We start from the raw sequence: 18,020 nt of genomic DNA, 5'->3' as shown, positions 1-18,020 counted from the left end.
TAGAGAATGTAAGGGCAAGAATATTCGCTAAATTTTAACTCAATGGAGGAATTATTCGATGACACATATGATCAAAGCAAAAGAAGATAAATTAACGGAAGAAATCGTAGCAAGTATGATTGGAAAGTATATTCACGCACCAACCAATATGCATGAGGTCCAGACGCCAACCGGAGCAACAACCCAAGCTAACGTATGGTTTGCTGGTCGTGTAGCTGGTTACGAAAAAGCCGTTATTGGATTCAACTACGAAGAGGGTATCTTTCATGAAGAACCACAAACATTTTATAACGTTCATTTAACAGATGGTATGGGTTACATTCTGACAAGTGCTTACGAATTGGAGATTCATGAACTGACCGAAGAGGAGTTTAATCATCTTATTGAAGAGAAAAAGGAAGAGGAACAAGAAACATCTGGTGAAGAGCAATGAAGGTGTTAAACTACGCTTCGGATTTAGCTGTAAAAACGTTTGTGTCCGCTAGCGCGGCAGGTGTGGAAGAATTGATCAACGCATGGATGTTATCCAAACCACACACATTCGTTACCGGACTGGAGTTTACCTCCACCGTTGATCCATCCAGCAGCACGATGGAATTTGCAGCAATCATCGTATATCAGCCAAGTGAACAAGACCAATCCTAACTTGTGTATGAGATTATTCCTTCTATAATATAGAGGTTTTCAGTAAGGAGGTGGGCGAATCTGTTGCTCATTTTAGAAAGAGTAATAGGTATTGTTATTGCGGTGGTATTAGCTTCACAATACGGGAGTCTATCAGCATTAGGAAATTACAAACGCGCCGACGAAAAAATAGTTGACTCCAAGAGAGTGAAACTTGCAACGGAAGCAGAGCAGGTAAAGCTAGTAGAACCAATGAAGCAAGAAAAGCAGGGAAAACAAGAAAAGCAGGGAAAACAAGAAAAGCAAGAAAAACAAGTTAAAGAAGCATCGGTTGCTCCTGAGCACATATCAATAACGGATATGCTTGAGCAGTACATAGAGATCCACCATGAGAAAAAAGTGAGTCGAGCTAAGCTGCTGAAGTATGTGAAGTGGGTAGCCCAATATACGAAGGATACGGATATCGATTCCGTCTGGATTCTGGCTATGATGTGGCAAGAGAGCCGGATGTTAGAGGAAAGTGTATCATCTCATGGAGCGATTGGTTTACTTCAGATTCTTCCTAGCACAGCGAAATCGTTTGGAGTGAGTAAACAGGAGCTACATAAGCCTGAAACGAATATCAGGACAAGCATTCTATACTTGGAATATCTTATAGATAAGTACGATGGAAATCTTCGTACAGCAACCATTGCGTACAATCAGGGAGAAGGCAATGTAGCTAAGGGAAAGGCTCGCTCCTGGTACTACGATCAAGTGAAGGAACATCATAACAAGATGCTTGGAATAATCAAAAAAGGTCAATAAACATCATTTAACAATAGAATTTGAATAATATAAGATCGTTTATCAATTTTACATAGGGAGATCCAAATGGGAAAATTTCCAGAACATATTAGCACGAATTTGCAGGCAGACAAGAAGTATTACACAATGGATGACGTAGAAAATATTGAACGTTGTAAGCTCGATGAGCATTTCCTCGGGGATTGTATTCTGGTCAATGAGAACCTGATATGGCATTCCGTTCATAAGTATATTGGAAAACCTGAAATGATTATTAAGAATCATTGTGTGGAGAAGGATGATATTCTTCAACTGGGCCGTCTGGGATTCATCAAAGCGGTCAAAGCATTTGATACGGGGCGTGGCGTAAAATTCAGTTCGTTTAGTGTTACTGCCATTGTCAGAGAAATCAGATGTTTTCTGAGAGATAGTGCAAGCATTATTCGTCCAACTCGCACAGCTACGGAATTAATTAACCGAATCAATCGACTTGAGCACGATATGGGCTACCTCCCACCAGCACATGAAATCGCATTGTTGCTGGATGAGGAAGAAGAAAAGATCAATAAAGCACTTCAAGTGGGTAAAGGTGTGAAATACCTGGATGAGCCTGTAGGTGCTGATGATCAACAAACTCAATCCGTGACGTTGATGGATACCATCTATAGCGGGGAGAATATTGAAGAAGATATTCTGGACAAGTTATACGTTGATGCGGTTATTGATTCGGTCAAGCGCAAGCTTAGTGAGAAAGAAGTGACTGTACTGAAGCATCGTGTAGAAGGATTTAATCAAACTCAGACCGCTGATATGGAAGACATTAGCCAGATGAGGGTCTCTAGAATTATGCGAAAAGTAGCTAAAATGCTGGATAAAAAGGATCAGGCTTGATTGTCGTCTCAGCACTTCATATCTTATATAATGTCTCATACATAACGTCCCTCCCGCATCCAAGCGTGAGGGATTTTTGCTGTTTTTGCCCTATGGGACATACTCCAAGTTGTCCGAACATAAGATAGTACAAGATTCCAAGTGACCCGGAGGAATGAATTGATGCGAAAAATAACGAAAGTTCTTGCATGCATGCTTATCCCTGTCTTCTTGCTGTCTTCATTAGGGGTTACTCAAGCCCAGGCAACGATTCAAGGTCCGTCTACACATGCGCAAAGCGCTGCTCTCATTGATGTCACATCAGGCCGGATCTTATACAGCAAAGATGGGGATAAGGAACTGCGAATTGCCAGTTTGACCAAAATCATGACAGCGATCGTAGCGATCGAACACAGCAAGCTGGATGAAAAAGTGAAAGTGTCTCCCTCAGCTTTTGCCAAAGAAGGATCTTCTCTCTATCTGAAGTTAGGTGAAGAGATGACGCTTGAAAACATGTTGTACGGGCTAATGCTCCGTTCAGGCAATGACGCGGCCTCTGCGATCGCAGAACATGTCGGTGGATCGGAAGAAGGCTTTGTCCTGTTAATGAACAAAAAGGCGGAGCAAATCGGTCTGACGCATTCTCATTTTATGAACCCTCATGGACTGGATGCAGAAGGTCATTATTCCACAGCCAATGACTTGGCCCGATTAACGGCATATGCGTTGCACAATCCGGTGTTCAAACGAATCGTAGCCACGGAGGACAAATCTGCACCGAACCCCAATGAAAGCTGGGAATACTCTTGGCACAACAAAAATAAAATGCTGCGGATGTACGAAGGTGCAGATGGAGTGAAAACCGGTTACACCAAGAAAGCTTTCAGATGTTTGGTCAGCTCGGCTACACGCAATGGACAGCAGCTCGCCGCGGTAACGCTGAACGACGGAAACGATTGGAACGATCATGCTCGGATGCTTGATTTCGGGTTTGAATACTTCCCCTTGGTAGAGATCGCGAAGCAAGAACAGCCTGTGCAAAATACAGATGTCGTTACGGGCCGGGGATTCTGGTATCCTCTGGCCGAGAGTGAGAAAAGTTCATTGACCAAAAAGTTGATTCTGCACGAGAATCGCGCCCAGTCGGAAACGAAAGTCGAAGGCAAGGAACAATCGACAGATCCTTCGTTCGGATTGGCAGGTCGCATTGATATGCAGCTTGACGGCAAACTTGTTGGCTCAATTCCGGTGTATCGCAAAGGCAGTTATATTCCTCCTGAACCGAAGACAGAAGATGCAACGCTGGGTGGAATCGGTGATGTCTCTTCCTGGGCAGCTGCATGGCGTGCCGTGTTAAGCCACCTGTTGTCTCCTTAGCTAAATCGTCATTGAAGGGAGGATATAATCCATGATTAATCTAATTTGGCTGCTCATGATTTTAATCGGATTTGCTTTTGCAGCCGTCAACGGCAATATCGAAGTGGTCACGCAAGCCGCTTTTGATGGGGCGGCAACGGGAGTCACGGTCTGTTTTGGACTGATTAGTGTGCTTGTGTTCTGGATGGGCATGATGAAAATGGCTGAGGATGCTGGCCTCTTGGCCCGGATTGCCAAGCTGCTCGGTCCGGTTGTGGGCTTCCTGTTCCCCGATGTGCCCAAAAATCATCCGGCGATGGGTTATATTCTCTCCAATATGAGTGCGAATCTGCTGGGGCTAGGAAATGCGGCTACTCCGATGGGAATCAAAGCCATGCAACAACTGCAGGAGCTTAATCCGGACAAACAAACAGCTTCTCCTGCCATGTGCACCTTACTGGCTCTGAATACGGCTAGTATTACCATTATTCCGACAACGCTGATCGCCATCCGCTTAAACTATCATTCCGCCAATGCAACAGAGATTGTGGGAACAACATTGATGGCTACCATTATCGCTACACTTGCTGCTATAATCGCCGATCGCTGGTATCGGAACAGGGCTTTACACAAACCGCCGCGCATTCCGAAAAGTGGCAATCCCGGCATGAAAGGATGAGCACCTTTGTTAACCTTCATCAATTGGATCTCCGTCTGGGCCATCCCGGTTATTATCGCGTTTGTTCCATTATATGCGTTTACCAAAAAGGTCCCGGTTTACGAATCCTTTGTTGATGGGGCCAAGGATGGTTTCTCTACTGCAATCAGTATTATTCCGCATCTCGTGGGCATGATGGTCGCAATCAGCGTATTTCGTGCCTCGGGTGCACTGGATTTTGTGATTAGCCTGTTCGCTCCGCTGGTGTCCTGGATGGGTGTTCCAGGCGAAGTGTTGCCACTCGGAATACTGCGTCCGTTGACGGGGACAGGCTCCCTTGCGTTTACAACCGATCTGATCAAAACTCATGGCCCTGACTCCATGATAGGACGCATGGCATCTACGATTCAGGGGAGTACAGACACCACGTTATATGTGCTGACTGTTTATTTTGGGGCTGTAGGCATAAGGAACGGTCGGTATGCACTCAAAGTAGGGTTGTTTTCCGATGTCGTTGGTTTTATTGCTGCCCTTGCCATTTGTTTGCTCGTTTTTGGTTAAAAGATATCTCCTTTCCTTCCGATATATTAGATATGCTAGAATAATAGCGGAGGAGAGTGAGACATGCAGAAGAGTTGGAAACGAATGCTCCGTATCGGAATGTCAGGCGTGCTTGCTATTGCAATGCTCGCAGGGTCAACGGGGCTGGCGGCAGCTCAAGCCGTTCAGACGATACATTTTACAGGTTACTTCGACAAACAGCTGCGTGCACAAATGGCAGTCACAGCGGATTCTTTTCCAGTCGTGAATGTACGTTTGGTCAAGCAGGATGAACCCGATATGGTATATTATGATGTTGGTACCTCAATATTGATTTCGAAGGATGAAGTGCTCACGAATTATCATGTCGTTCAGAGTTATGCTGAACTGTCTGATGGTGATGAAGGTACACTGACTGTTGCGAGTCCGGGTTCCTTGGGTAAGCCTGTAAAGGCAAAGATTATTAAGACAGACCCGGTGACAGACATGGCGCTGCTGAAGCTGGACAAGGAAATAGACGCCCAACCGGTCACGTTTGCAAACGCAAGGGATAACCAGGTTGTCTATACCATTGGATTCCCCAAAAATCCTGCTGGTGATCTTGTCATCCTGGATGAAGATTTTCCTTCAACCTACAATACGATAGCCAAAAGCAGAGTGTTCAGTTCCCAAGCTTCGGACGTTCCAGGTAAAAAGGGAATCGGCAGTATTGTGAAATCCATGGCACAAGGTAATTCAGGTGGCCCTGTTCTGGATCAGAACAACCGGGTCATTGGTATGATGACATTTGTGTACGGTGGACGTACCTATTATATTACTTCCAAGACATTGCAGACTTTCATTAAAGAGAGTACTAAACCTGCCAAAAAACAGGTTGCAGTTGCAGGAAAAGTTTCCAATTAAATGATTTGAGGAAAAGGCTTATCTTTACACCATCTGTGTTCAACAGGTCGTGTAAAGGTAGGCTTTTTTTGCGTCAATCTCAAAGGGGAAGGTCGCCTAAAATGCATATTCGTGTCGCCAGTTTGCAAAATCCTTGGATTATCCTTGTGATTTCCCTGCGTGATGGGTATCATTAGTGTGAGGTGACATGACAAACATGGAAAGATTACAAAAAATTATCGCACAGGCAGGCATTGCATCCCGCCGCAAGAGCGAGGAACTAATCCTGTCCGGCAAAGTAGAAGTTAACGGGGAGGTCGTAACCGAACTGGGTACAAAAGCGAACCCCGAAGAGGATATGATTACGGTTAATGGAAAACCAATCCGCAGTGAGAAAAAAGTGTACTTGATGTTGAACAAGCCAAAAGGTGTAATCACAAGTGCATCTGACCCGGAAGGTCGGAAAATTGTATCCGACTACCTGAAAGGTGTCAAGGAACGCGTATATCCTGTGGGTCGTCTGGATTATGACACAGAGGGCTTATTGATCCTTACCAATGATGGAGAGTTTGCACATTTGCTGACGCATCCGAAGCATCACGTACCCAAAACGTATCATGCAACGGTTAAAGGTGTGCCGCATGGTACAGCTCTGGAGAAATTAAAGACAGGCATTATGCTGGATGACGGCATGACTGCTCCTGCAGAGGTAGAGTACAAAGATGTGGATACAGCCGCTAATGAGTCGGTCATTTCCATTACGATCTATGAAGGACGTAACCGTCAGGTTAGACGTATGTTCGAGGCAATAAACCATCCGGTAACCCGTCTGAAACGGATTTCGTTTGGTGGTATTTTGCTACAAAACCTGAAACGTGGTCTGACACGCAATCTGACCAAAGAAGAAGTCAACAACCTGATTACCCTCGCACAATCAGAACCAGCCAAAAAAATGAAAAAAAGGTAATGTGAGGACACACAATTTTCATAAAACCGCCGCAGTTTTGTGACGAAATTCGCTATAATTGTTCATAGGATGTTCACAGTTGTCTTAGACCAATAAGATGCGAATGCTACAGTCACATAAAAGGGGAGCAGCACATGGGGAAATCAAGAAGAACGGTGCAAATCGTCATTTTGTTATTGATCCTGGTGTTGGGCGGATATGCGATTACCACATCGGTATCCGGCTCGAATGGCAAGCCAAAGGAAGGGGACAAGTCTCCTTCTTTTGAACTGCTGGGCCTGGATGGTCAAGTTCATACGTCTGATGAGTACAAAGGAAAAGCGATGGTGATCAATTTCTGGGGCACATGGTGTGAACCTTGTGTTAAAGAAATGCCTGCACTTCAGGCACAAGCTGACAAATGGAAGGACCAGGGAGTACAATTTGTCGGAATTAATGTTGGAGAAGACCAGATGACCGTGGATAATTTTGTACGGCAGGTTGGGGTTACGTTTCCAATCATGCTTGACAGGGAGAAAAACTCGGTTCGTGATTTCGGGATCTCTCCGATGCCAACAACATTCTTTGTATCCGACACGGGCAAAATCTCTACCATTCATATCGGGCAACTTGATTTGGACACACTTGACGCTCAAATTTCGCAACTGGCGAAGCAGCCCTGACAGGAGGTCTATTCGTGTTCCAAAATACCAAATGTGAGTGCGGACACCAGAATCCGGTAGGCACTGTACTATGTGAAGCATGTGGGAAACCGCTGCTGGAGTCTGAAGCTAAATCGGATGAAGTGTTGGAAATGCGTTATGATGGCATGGCGCGCCGTTCACAGCGTAGTAATCCCAACATCATTGACCGCATATGGAACTTTTTTTCATCCGTCAAAATTGCCGTCTATATGATTGTTTTTACGCTGGTAGGTTCTATGCTTGGTACAATCTATCCGCAAGAAAGTACATTCTTGAATATTGATCCTTCCGTGTATTACAAAGAAACATACGGTCAGTTGGGTCATATCTATTATCTGTTGGGTTTATCCCATACATACGAATCCTGGTGGTTTATTCTACTGCTGGTGCTGATTGGGGCATCATTGGTGATATGCAGTCTGGATCGCGTCCTACCGCTCTACAAAGCACTGAATAAACAGAGAATACGTAAACATACGCAATTTCTGACAAGACAGCGTCTGGTGTACCAAGGTACCATCGAAGAGGCACCAGAAGACTGGATTAAGAAAGCGGTTACGCCGTTGAAAAAGAAAGGATACCGTGTGCACACCCAGGGGGATGCCTTACTCGCAGAGAAACAGCGATTCAGTCGATGGGGCCCATATGTCATCCATATTGGACTCATTATATTTTTGCTGGCGGTACTCGCACGAGGGCTTCCAGGTCTGAATCTGGACGAGCACGTCGCTTTTCCTGAAGGTGAGATCAAAAAGATCCCGAATACATCGATGTATCTGCAAAATGAACAGTTCAATGTTGAATTCTACAGTGAGGAAGAAGTACCTGAGCAATTCCGTAACCTCAATAAAACCGTTCCGAAACTGTTCGAAACAAAAGTTGTTTTGTATGAATGTACAGCAGACTGTTCGGATCTTTCGAAGAAACCTCAGTTAGCTGAGGTGGCCAGACATGATGTACGCGTGAATCATCCATTGAATTATAACGGTCTGAAAGCATATCAGTTTGATTATGATCTAACACCCACCATTCGGTCCGTAACGCCTGATCTGGTCAACACAAAGACGGGTGAAGTATATGGGCCAATTAAGATTGATATGGTAGATACCCAAAGAACATTTGAAGCTGGTCCTTATAAGCTCACGGTAAAAGAAAAGTTTATGGACTTTGGATTGGATGAGAATGGTCAGCCCAAATCAAAATCGCCTTCACCTAATGCACCTGCTTTTCTCTTTCTCATCAAGGGACCGGATCTGCCCGAAGAGGGGATACAATATCTGTACTTTGCGAAGCAGATTGACAAACAACGGTTTCAACAAGATGCGATTAACCAACAGTTGATTGGAGCTGAGATTCCTCTACAGCTGGAAGTAGACAGTATGGACAAGGTTGATATTATTCAGTCCGTAAGTTATCTCAATATAAGAGTGGATAAGGCAATGCCTTTTGTGTGGGTAGGAGCCGGTATTGTTATGTTGGGGCTGGTCATGGGTTTTTATTGGCATCATCGCCGTATCTGGATTCGTTTTGATGATAAACAGCTCACCTTGGGTGGACATACCAACAAAAACTGGTTTGGCTTCAGGCGTGAAGTTGCGGCCGTCTTGAAACAGATGAATCTGGAAGTGGAAGAGAAGTCGTTGGATAACGGGGGGAACCGGGCATGAATTTATTGGATTTCAGCAGCGACGCATTTATCGTATCTTTCTTTCTCTATTGTGCTGCATTCTTGTTATATGCTGTCGCAGTCATGGGCAAAAAATGGAGTAATCGTGATCCTCTGGACCATATGAATCGCTGGGGTAAAAGAGCTTTTATCGCTTCGACTGTCGCCTTGGCGGCACATATCGTATTTTTTGTAACCCGATGGGCTGGGGCAGGTCATATCCCGGTTAGTAACATGTATGAGTTCATGTCTTTTCTGTCCATGATGATTATGGTTGCATTTATTGTTGTATATGCCATATACCGCAAGTCATTACTGGGTTTGTTTGCTTTACCACTTACCATTATTATTATGGCGTACGCCGCTGTATTTCCTCAAGAGGTACAACCATTAATCCCGGCACTTCAGTCCATCTGGCTGAAAATTCACGTGACGTTGGCCGCGCTTGGTGAAGCATTCTTCGCCGTGGGTTTTGCCGCAGGGTTCATGTATTTGCTCCGTACTGTTGATTTCAGTGGTAAAGACAAGTCTTCAAGACGTCAACGAGGATGGGTTGAATTCACCCTGGTTACGATCGTTGTAGTCATCGGATTCATCGGAACGGTATTTGCCTTTCGTACAGCTGGTTACGAGGCGGTTTTTGTACAGAAAACGGTCAGCATTGACACAGAGGTACAGGAAAATAGTACAATAGAGAAAGTGATTTATCGCATGCCTCCGATTTTTGCACCATATAATAGCGAAGTGGAGAGCATGACACCGTTTCTTGGCATAAAAAAACCTTTACTTGAGACGCCTTCCTGGATGAACGGGGTAAATGCCGGGCGTAAGCTGAATACGGTGGTTTGGTCACTTATTGTAGGTCTGATCCTGTATGGAATTGTACGACTTCTTGTGCGCAGACCACTTGGACAAGCGTTACAGCCAATGATGGATGGAATTGATGCCGATGATCTGGATGAGATAAGTTATCGTGCGATTGCCATTGGTTTTCCGATATTTACGCTGGGAGCATTAATTTTTGCCATGATCTGGGCTCAGATTGCCTGGAGTCGCTTTTGGGGTTGGGACCCTAAAGAGGTGTGGGCATTGATTACATGGCTATATTATAGTGTGTATCTGCATTTGCGTTTATCCAGAGGTTGGCAAGGTCAGAAGTCTGCGTGGCTTGCAGTTCTTGGCTTCCTGGTCGTCATGTTTACGCTGGTTGGGGTGAATCTAATCATTGCTGGATTACATTCTTATGCTGGAGCGGACTAGGACAGACTCGTATTGCAAAGGTTGAGTTTAGAAGCGGGAAACACAAACGTACCTTTTTATTGAAGGGTATTCAAATATTGTTCGCCAGATCGAACATAATAGAAGTGATGAGGAGTTATTGCAAAGGGGCTGGAGAGGCATGGCTGAACATGAGAATCGAATACTGGTCGTGGATGACGAAGAGAGAATCCGCAGGCTTTTGAAAATGTATCTTGAAAAAGAAGGTTATGAGATCGATGAAGCTGAGGATGGGGAAACTGCACTGCGTAAAGCAACAGCAGGGGACTACGGGCTGATTTTGCTTGATGTGATGTTGCCGGGTATGGATGGAGTTGAAGTGTGTACCCGTCTTCGTCAGGTGAAATCAACACCTGTTTTGATGCTCACTGCAAAAGGTGAAGAGATTAACCGGGTTCAAGGCTTCGAAGTTGGCGCTGATGATTATGTTGTAAAACCATTCAGCCCGCGTGAAGTAATTTATCGCGTCAAAGCGATTTTGCGTCGAGCTTCCGCGACAGCTTATCTCTCCAAGGAGAGCAATTCGAGTAACAACATCGTGTTCCCGCATCTGGTTATTGAGCATGATGCCCACCGGGTAACCGCTGGTGGCGAAGAGATTAGTCTTACACCAAAAGAATATGAATTGCTGCACTACCTGGCAACATCTCCCGACAAAGTTTTCTCCAGAGAAGAATTGCTCAAAGATGTATGGAATTACGAATTCTTTGGCGATCTTCGTACCGTGGATACGCACGTGAAGCGTCTTCGCGAGAAACTAAACAAGGTATCGCCTGAATCGGCGGCCATGATTACGACGGTGTGGGGTGTGGGTTATAAACTGGAAGTACCGAAGTAGTTTTAGTTTCTGGAGATCACTGGTCGGGAAGTTATGGATCACTATTATCTGCCTTGTGGGTTGTGTCCTTATAGCGCTGGGTCTTTTTTTGCTGCCCTACATTGATACGAACTTTGCAGAATCCGAATCCAGAGATATTAAGCGGTTGTTTACCTATATCTGTATTATCGGATTCAGTTTAACCACGTTTTTTGCATTGTTTCTATTCACCAAAATAACGCAGCCCATGCAGCAATTGATTCAGGCAGCCAATGCGATTCGCAAAGGGAACTACGGAACACGTCTCTCCCTGGTAACGAGTGATGAGATTGGTGAACTTGCCAACACATTTAATCATATGGCTGCCCAACTAGAAGATAATATTCGAAACCTTAACCATGAGAAGGAACATTTGGCGAGTGTGCTTCGCAGTATGACCGATGCGGTAGTTACATTTGATGGTGAAGGCAAAGTTATTCTGACGAATCCGCCAGGAGAGAAGATCATGCAGGCATGGTATGATCTCGATTGGGCAAAAATGGACGAAGGACAAGAGTCCGAGCAGTCTGACAAGACTTCACGTGATGTACCTGAGCCCCTTCTTCCTTTGTTCAGAATGGTGATGGAGCAAGGTGGGGACCAGAACTCCAATGTTCATGTACAGCAAGGTGTTTGGTCTGTTCAGATGGCACCGTTGTATGCTGACAGTGTTGTTAGAGGGGCTGTGGCTGTCTTAAGAGATGTAACAGAAGAAGTGCGTCTGGAAAAAATGCGGCGTGATTTCGTGGCTAACGTATCTCATGAGATACGAACTCCGCTATCCATGATGCAAGGTTACAGTGAAGCTCTTTTGGACGGTATGGCAACCTCACCGGAAGAGAGCGAAGAACTGATCCAGGTCATTCATGATGAGTCTCTACGGATGGGCAGACTGGTTAAAGACTTGCTTGACCTTGCGCGGATGGAAGCTGGACACACGGACATGGTGATGAAGGAAGTTGACCTCGGAGAACTGCTTGAACGTGTATATCGGAAGTTCTCGGTGCGTTCAAAAGAACAGGGAATTCAACTACAATTTAAGTTTGAACAACCAACCATTGAACTTCAACAGGCAGATGAGGATCGACTCGAGCAAGTATTTACGAATTTGCTGGATAATGCTTTCAGACATACGCCTACTGGCAAAAATGTAATGATCTCAGCCGAGCGGGTCACTTATCTTCGTGCTCCATTTGTCAGAGTTTCTGTGAAGGATCAGGGTGTAGGTATCCCTTCATCCGACTTGCCATTTATTTTCGAACGATTCTACAAAGCAGACAAGGCTCGTGTTCGGGGAGAAAGTGTAGGTACGGGGCTTGGTTTAGCGATTGTGAAGAATATTGTTGATGCGCATCAAGGCATGATTACCGTCAATAGTGTGCTTGGCGAAGGAACAGAGTTTATTTTGCAATTTCCTTTGGATTCATCGAAATAGCCTGAATTTCATACAAAAAGTGCGGAAACACCCCCTTATGGAGGGTGTTTTTTTGTTGAAGACTACCGTTTAATCTTGTTCAACGTGGAACATGAATGGTCTTTTTTTGACTAAAAAGAGTGTCCAAGATAATTTTCCTTCCTATGTGACATAAGCTTGAAAAGCAAGCAAGATAGAGGAGGATTGAGTTAAGCATGTCCGATGATCGAAAAAGGGTCAATATTAAAGCTTTTCTGGAAGGCAGATCTTTTAGAGCGGGCTCTCCGTTTATTCCAATAACCACAAGCGAACTAGAGCAGTTTGAATCCATACTGCGTTCATTGGCTGTGGCTATTCCTGCTGTAATCAGTCAGCCGACTTCAGCCAATATACTGTCTTTGCAGAACGCATTACGCCAGTTACTTAGTTTTGTAAATCAATCCGGATTTCGTGCCGGAGTAAAGGCAGAATTACAAGCCGTATTGGAATTAACGATTGCAGGTTCAGAGGTTGTCCCTGTTCCTCTTATTAATCTCGCAGGTAACTTGCAAAACTTACTGGATGACTTGTTAAGTGTGACGCTGCTTCTGGAAGTACCTCCTGCAGAAAAAGATAAACTTGTGGGATTAATTCGATCGATCTCCATATCACTAAGCCGGGCCACGACAACTCTTGGAACTGGAGGGATTACCGGACCAGCCGGTCCACAGGGAGTGCCAGGAGTCCCTGGGGTACCAGGTGTCCCGGGAGTCCCTGGGGTGCCAGGGGCCACTGGAACACCCGGAGGAATTGGACCAGTAGGACCGGTTGGCCCAGTTGGTCCACAGGGAGCACAGGGTCCTGCAGGAGCACCTGGTGTTGGCTTGAACAATATTACTGCATATGATCCTGCACTGGGACCAACTTATGCTCAAGGTCAAGTAGTAAGCTACGAGGGTAGTCTTTATGTTGCTAATGTAAACGGTCCCTTGGGTACACCAGGAAGTTCTCCAGACTATACTCTTTTACTGTCGGGTGGAACCAATGGAGCAACGGGAGCAACCGGAGCTGGTTTGACAGGAGCCGTGGCATTTAATGCAGCGCTCGCGCCGGGTTATCCAGCAGGTCAAGTAATTACGTATAACGGTAGTACTTACATTACGAGTGTAGCTGGTCCTCTAGGAACACCAGGATCTTCATCGGATTACACATTAATCGCTGCTGCGGGGGCGACTGGTCTTACTGGAGCCACAGGTGCAGGATTAAGTGGCATCGTGCCATTCAATCCCGCATTAGCCCCAACATATCCAGCTGGACAGATCGTCACGTTTGGTGGCAGTACTTACATTACAAATGTCGCTTCGCCAACGGGTACGCCAGGTACTTCGCCAGACTATACATTGCTTGCAGGTGCAGGACCTACAGGAGCCACAGGTGCATCAGGTGTAACGGGAGCAACCGGGGCGGGATTGACAGGCCTAGTACCATTCGATCCAGCCGTAGCCCCAACATATCCAGCGGGTCAAGTTGTAACGTTTAATGGTAGTACGTATATAGCAAATGTGGCATCACCAACGGGAACGCCGGGGAGTTCACCGGATTACACATTGCTTGCGGGCGCGGGAGCAACGGGTGTGACGGGTGCAACTGGTGTTGGAGTAACGGGAAGTACCGGAGTCACAGGAGCATCAGGGGTAACAGGGGCGACAGGTGTAGGTTTAAGTGGCATTGTACCATTTGATCCAGCTGTAGCCCCAACATATCCAGCCGGCCAGGTTGTAACGTTCAACGGCAGTACGTATATCGCGAATGTGGCGTCACCAACCGGAACGCCGGGGACTTCGCCGGATTACACGTTGCTTGCGGGCGCAGGCGCAACGGGAGTTACAGGAGCAACCGGCATTGGTGGAACGGGAAGTACCGGAGTCACAGGAGCATCAGGGGTAACGGGAGCGACAGGCGTAGGTTTGAGTGGTATCGTACCATTCGATCCAGCCGTAGCCCCAACGTATCCAGCTGGCCAGGTTGTAACGTTCAACGGCAGTACGTATATTGCAAATGTGGCATCGCCAACGGGAACGCCGGGGAGTTCACCAGATTACACGTTGATCGCTGGAGCAGGAGCGACAGGTGTGACAGGTGCAACTGGTGTTGGAGTAACCGGAAGTACCGGAGTCACAGGGGCATCAGGAGTAACGGGAGCGACAGGCGTAGGTTTAAGTGGTATCGTACCATTTGATCCAGCCGTAGCCCCGACGTATCCAGCCGGCCAGGTTGTAACGTTCAACGGCAGTACGTATATTGCAAATGTGGCATCACCAACCGGAACGCCGGGGACTTCGCCGGATTACACGTTGCTTGCGGGCGCAGGCGCAACGGGAGTTACAGGAGCAACCGGCATTGGTGGAACGGGAAGTACCGGAGTCACAGGAGCATCAGGGGTAACGGGAGCGACAGGCGTAGGTTTGAGTGGTATCGTACCATTCGATCCAGCCGTAGCCCCAACGTATCCAGCTGGCCAGGTTGTAACGTTCAACGGCAGTACGTATATTGCAAATGTGGCATCGCCAACGGGAACGCCGGGGAGTTCACCAGATTACACGTTGATCGCTGGAGCAGGAGCGACAGGTGTGACAGGTGCAACTGGTGTTGGAGTAACCGGAAGTACCGGAGTCACAGGGGCATCAGGAGTAACGGGAGCGACAGGCGTAGGTTTAAGTGGTATCGTACCATTTGATCCAGCCGTAGCCCCGACGTATCCAGCCGGCCAGGTTGTAACGTTCAACGGCAGTACGTATATTGCAAATGTGGCATCACCAACCGGAACGCCGGGCACATCGCCAGATTACACGTTGCTTGCTGGCGCGGGAGCAACGGGTGCAACTGGCGTTGGAGTGACAGGAAGTACCGGAGCATCCGGCGTAACAGGAGCGACAGGCGTAGGTTTGAGTGGCATTGTACCATTCGATCCAGCTGTAGCCCCAACGTATCCAGCGGGTCAAGTCGTAACGTTTAACGGTAGTACGTATATTGCGAATGTGGCATCGCCAACCGGAACGCCGGGCACATCGCCGGATTACACATTGCTAGCGGGCGCAGGAGCAACGGGAGTTACAGGAGCAACCGGCAGTGGTGGAACGGGAAGTACCGGAGCTACAGGAGCATCGGGCGTAACAGGAGCGACCGGCGTAGGTTTGAGTGGTATCGTACCATTCGATCCAGCCGTAGCCCCAACGTATCCAGCGGGTCAAGTCGTAACGTTTAACGGTAGTACGTATATTGCAAATGTGGCATCGCCAACCGGAACGCCGGGCACATCGCCAGATTACACGTTGATCGCTGGAGCAGGAGCGACAGGTGTGACCGGTGCAACTGGAGTTGGAGTAACCGGAAGTACCGGAGTCACAGGAGCATCAGGGGTAACGGGAGCGACAGGCGTAGGTTTAAGTGGTATCGTACCATTTGATCCAGCCGTAGCCCCGACGTATCCAGCTGGCCAGGTTGTAACGTTCAACGGCAGTACGTATATTGCGAATGTAGCATCACCAACGGGAACGCCGGGGACTTCACCAGATTACACGTTGATCGCTGGAGCAGGCGCAACGGGTGTGACGGGTGCAACTGGAGTTGGAGTGACAGGAAGTTCCGGTGAAACAGGAGCGACTGGTCTTACAGGGTTAACCGGGGCGACTGGAATTACAGGAGCCACGGGACTAAGCGTAACGGGATCAACCGGGGCAACTGGTGAAACAGGAGCGACTGGTCTTGTAGGGTTGACTGGGGCGACGGGGATCACAGGAGCCACAGGAGTAAGTGTAACAGGCAGTACTGGTGCTACAGGCGAAACAGGAGCAACAGGCGTAACGGGATTGACTGGAGCAACGGGAATAAGCGTAACCGGAGCAACGGGAGTCGGCATAACAGGAAGTACTGGAGTAACTGGTGTCACGGGTGAAACCGGAGCCACAGGTATAACAGGAGCAACGGGAGTCGGCGTAACGGGAAGTACTGGAGTAACTGGTGTCACGGGTGAAACCGGAGCGACAGGTATAACAGGAGCCACGGGAGTTGGAGTAACGGGAAGTACTGGAGTAACTGGTGCAACTGGAGGAACAGGAGTCACAGGTATAACGGGGGCAACGGGAGTCGGCGTAACGGGAAGTACTGGAGTAACTGGTGCGACTGGTGAAACCGGAGCGACAGGTATAACTGGAGCCACGGGAGTCGGCGTAACGGGAAGTACCGGGGCAACTGGTGCGACGGGGGAAACCGGAGTCACAGGTATAACTGGAACCACAGGAGTCGGCATAACAGGAAGTACGGGAGCAACAGGTGCAACTGGGGGAACAGGAGCCACAGGTGTAACCGGAGGCACGGGAGTCGGCGTAACGGGAAGTACGGGAGTTACTGGTGCGACGGGGGAAACCGGAGCCACAGGTATAACTGGAGCAACGGGAGTGGGCGTAACGGGAAGTACCGGAGTTACTGGTGCGACTGGGGGAACCGGAGCCACAGGAGTCGGCGTAACGGGAAGTACTGGAGTTACTGGTGTCACGGGGGAAACCGGAGCAACAGGTATAACTGGAGCCACGGGAGTCGGCGTAACGGGAAGTACCGGAGCAACTGGTGTCACGGGGGAAACCGGAGCAACAGGTATAACTGGAGCCACGGGAGTCGGCGTAACGGGAAGTACCGGAGCAACTGGTGCAACTGGGGGAACAGGAGCCACAGGTGTAACCGGAGCAACGGGAGTCGGCGTAACGGGAAGTACTGGAGTAACTGGTGCCACGGGTGAAACCGGAGCGACAGGAGTCGGCATAACGGGAAGTACCGGAGCAACTGGTGCGACTGGTGGAACAGGAGCCACAGGTATAACGGGAGCAACTGGTGCAACCGGAACATCTGTAACATCTAACTCGGCTTTTGCTGAGAACACTAATGGTACGATTGTTGTAATATTGGGTGGTACACTCGTTCCATTACCGAATAACCAAAATATTGGCACAGGTATAACCGTCAATGGGGCAAATGACACCTTTACACTGACCAATGCAGGTCGTTACTATATCTCATACAAGATAAATCTGACAGCTGCGCTTGCTATCCAATCTCGGGTTTTACTTAACGGTACAGCAATTCCAGCGAGTGTGGTATCTCCAGTACTTTCTCTCAGTCAGCTGCAGTCTGACTTTATGGTTACCGTTACCGCTGGTTCAACAATACAGTTACAATTATTCGGGCTTGTTGGCGCAGCCGTTCTTTCTCCTCCGGGGGCTACACTAAACATTATTCAGTTAAGTTAATAGTTCGATTACGTATTAAGACTATTTCCATTGACCAAAAGATGCGGAGTTCATATGGGGTTGATGGGCACCCCTTTCCAATTCCACTAATATTTTGTTTGCAAGCTTCATCACCGATATTTCAGCGGGTACACGAAAAAAGACGGGACCACGAGGGG

15 protein-coding genes are annotated in these 18,020 nt (G+C 47.5%); all 15 read left to right on the top strand.

Annotated elements, in window-relative coordinates:
* Positions 1 to 58 precede the first annotated feature (58 nt).
* The 15 genes from V6669_RS19345 to V6669_RS19275 all read left to right on the top strand — a co-directional run bounded on the left by V6669_RS19345 (position 59) and on the right by V6669_RS19275 (position 17,862).
* A complete protein-coding gene (locus V6669_RS19345; protein WP_338587633.1) occupies positions 59 to 433 on the top strand; it encodes a hypothetical protein in 375 nt (124 codons plus the stop codon).
* Entirely contained in the window at positions 430 to 645 is a 216-nt protein-coding gene (locus V6669_RS19340) for a hypothetical protein (RefSeq protein ID WP_338587631.1), read from the top strand. The genes V6669_RS19345 and V6669_RS19340 overlap by 4 nt, the downstream gene beginning before the upstream one ends.
* A gap of 63 nt (positions 646 to 708) precedes the next feature.
* Positions 709 to 1,431 (top strand): transglycosylase SLT domain-containing protein, encoded by a 723-nt coding sequence (locus V6669_RS19335; RefSeq protein ID WP_338587630.1) that lies wholly within the window; start codon positions 709 to 711, stop codon positions 1,429 to 1,431.
* Positions 1,432 to 1,497: 66 nt separating this feature from the next.
* Complete coding sequence (locus tag V6669_RS19330) at positions 1,498 to 2,301, top strand: sigma-70 family RNA polymerase sigma factor (RefSeq protein WP_253501438.1); 804 nt, start codon at positions 1,498 to 1,500, stop codon at positions 2,299 to 2,301.
* A gap of 162 nt (positions 2,302 to 2,463) precedes the next feature.
* The gene (locus V6669_RS19325) at positions 2,464 to 3,657 is read left to right on the top strand and encodes a D-alanyl-D-alanine carboxypeptidase family protein (protein ID WP_133385356.1); all 1,194 of its coding nucleotides are present in this window, start codon (positions 2,464 to 2,466) and stop codon (positions 3,655 to 3,657) included.
* A 31-nt stretch (positions 3,658 to 3,688) separates the two neighbouring features.
* Positions 3,689 to 4,315: a nucleoside recognition domain-containing protein gene (locus V6669_RS19320; RefSeq protein WP_017687657.1), complete on the top strand. Its 627-nt coding sequence runs from the start codon at positions 3,689 to 3,691 to the stop codon at positions 4,313 to 4,315.
* 6 nt (positions 4,316 to 4,321) lie between these two features.
* Complete coding sequence (locus V6669_RS19315) at positions 4,322 to 4,855, top strand: spore maturation protein (RefSeq protein WP_017687658.1); 534 nt, start codon at positions 4,322 to 4,324, stop codon at positions 4,853 to 4,855.
* Positions 4,856 to 4,918: 63 nt separating this feature from the next.
* Positions 4,919 to 5,737 carry a serine protease gene (locus V6669_RS19310; protein WP_338587628.1) on the top strand — a complete coding sequence of 273 codons (819 nt, stop codon included), beginning with the start codon at positions 4,919 to 4,921 and terminating at the stop codon, positions 5,735 to 5,737.
* Between the two features lie 196 nt (positions 5,738 to 5,933).
* Positions 5,934 to 6,683 (top strand): pseudouridine synthase, encoded by a 750-nt coding sequence (locus tag V6669_RS19305; protein ID WP_062835222.1) that lies wholly within the window; start codon positions 5,934 to 5,936, stop codon positions 6,681 to 6,683.
* Between the two features lie 134 nt (positions 6,684 to 6,817).
* The gene (locus tag V6669_RS19300; RefSeq protein WP_017687661.1) at positions 6,818 to 7,345 is read left to right on the top strand and encodes a redoxin family protein; all 528 of its coding nucleotides are present in this window, start codon (positions 6,818 to 6,820) and stop codon (positions 7,343 to 7,345) included.
* Between the two features lie 14 nt (positions 7,346 to 7,359).
* Entirely contained in the window at positions 7,360 to 9,033 is a 1,674-nt protein-coding gene (locus V6669_RS19295) for a cytochrome c biogenesis protein ResB (protein WP_338587625.1), read from the top strand.
* Positions 9,030 to 10,292 carry a cytochrome c biogenesis protein CcsA gene (gene ccsA, locus V6669_RS19290; protein WP_338587622.1) on the top strand — a complete coding sequence of 421 codons (1,263 nt, stop codon included), beginning with the start codon at positions 9,030 to 9,032 and terminating at the stop codon, positions 10,290 to 10,292. Before V6669_RS19295 ends, ccsA begins: the two co-directional genes overlap by 4 nt.
* A gap of 139 nt (positions 10,293 to 10,431) precedes the next feature.
* Positions 10,432 to 11,148, top strand: coding sequence for a response regulator transcription factor (locus V6669_RS19285; RefSeq protein WP_036607918.1), 717 nt, complete (start codon positions 10,432 to 10,434; stop codon positions 11,146 to 11,148).
* 55 nt (positions 11,149 to 11,203) lie between these two features.
* A complete protein-coding gene (locus tag V6669_RS19280; protein ID WP_253501426.1) occupies positions 11,204 to 12,601 on the top strand; it encodes an ATP-binding protein in 1,398 nt (465 codons plus the stop codon).
* 194 nt (positions 12,602 to 12,795) lie between these two features.
* Positions 12,796 to 17,862 (top strand): collagen-like repeat preface domain-containing protein, encoded by a 5,067-nt coding sequence (locus V6669_RS19275; protein ID WP_338587621.1) that lies wholly within the window; start codon positions 12,796 to 12,798, stop codon positions 17,860 to 17,862.
* Positions 17,863 to 18,020 lie beyond the last annotated feature (158 nt).

The organism is Paenibacillus sp. Y5S-9, assembly GCF_036894235.1.
Taxonomy (GTDB): domain Bacteria; phylum Bacillota; class Bacilli; order Paenibacillales; family Paenibacillaceae; genus Paenibacillus.
The sequence above is the reverse complement of the archived record's forward strand: the minus strand, read 5'-3'. Positions and strand labels throughout refer to the sequence as shown.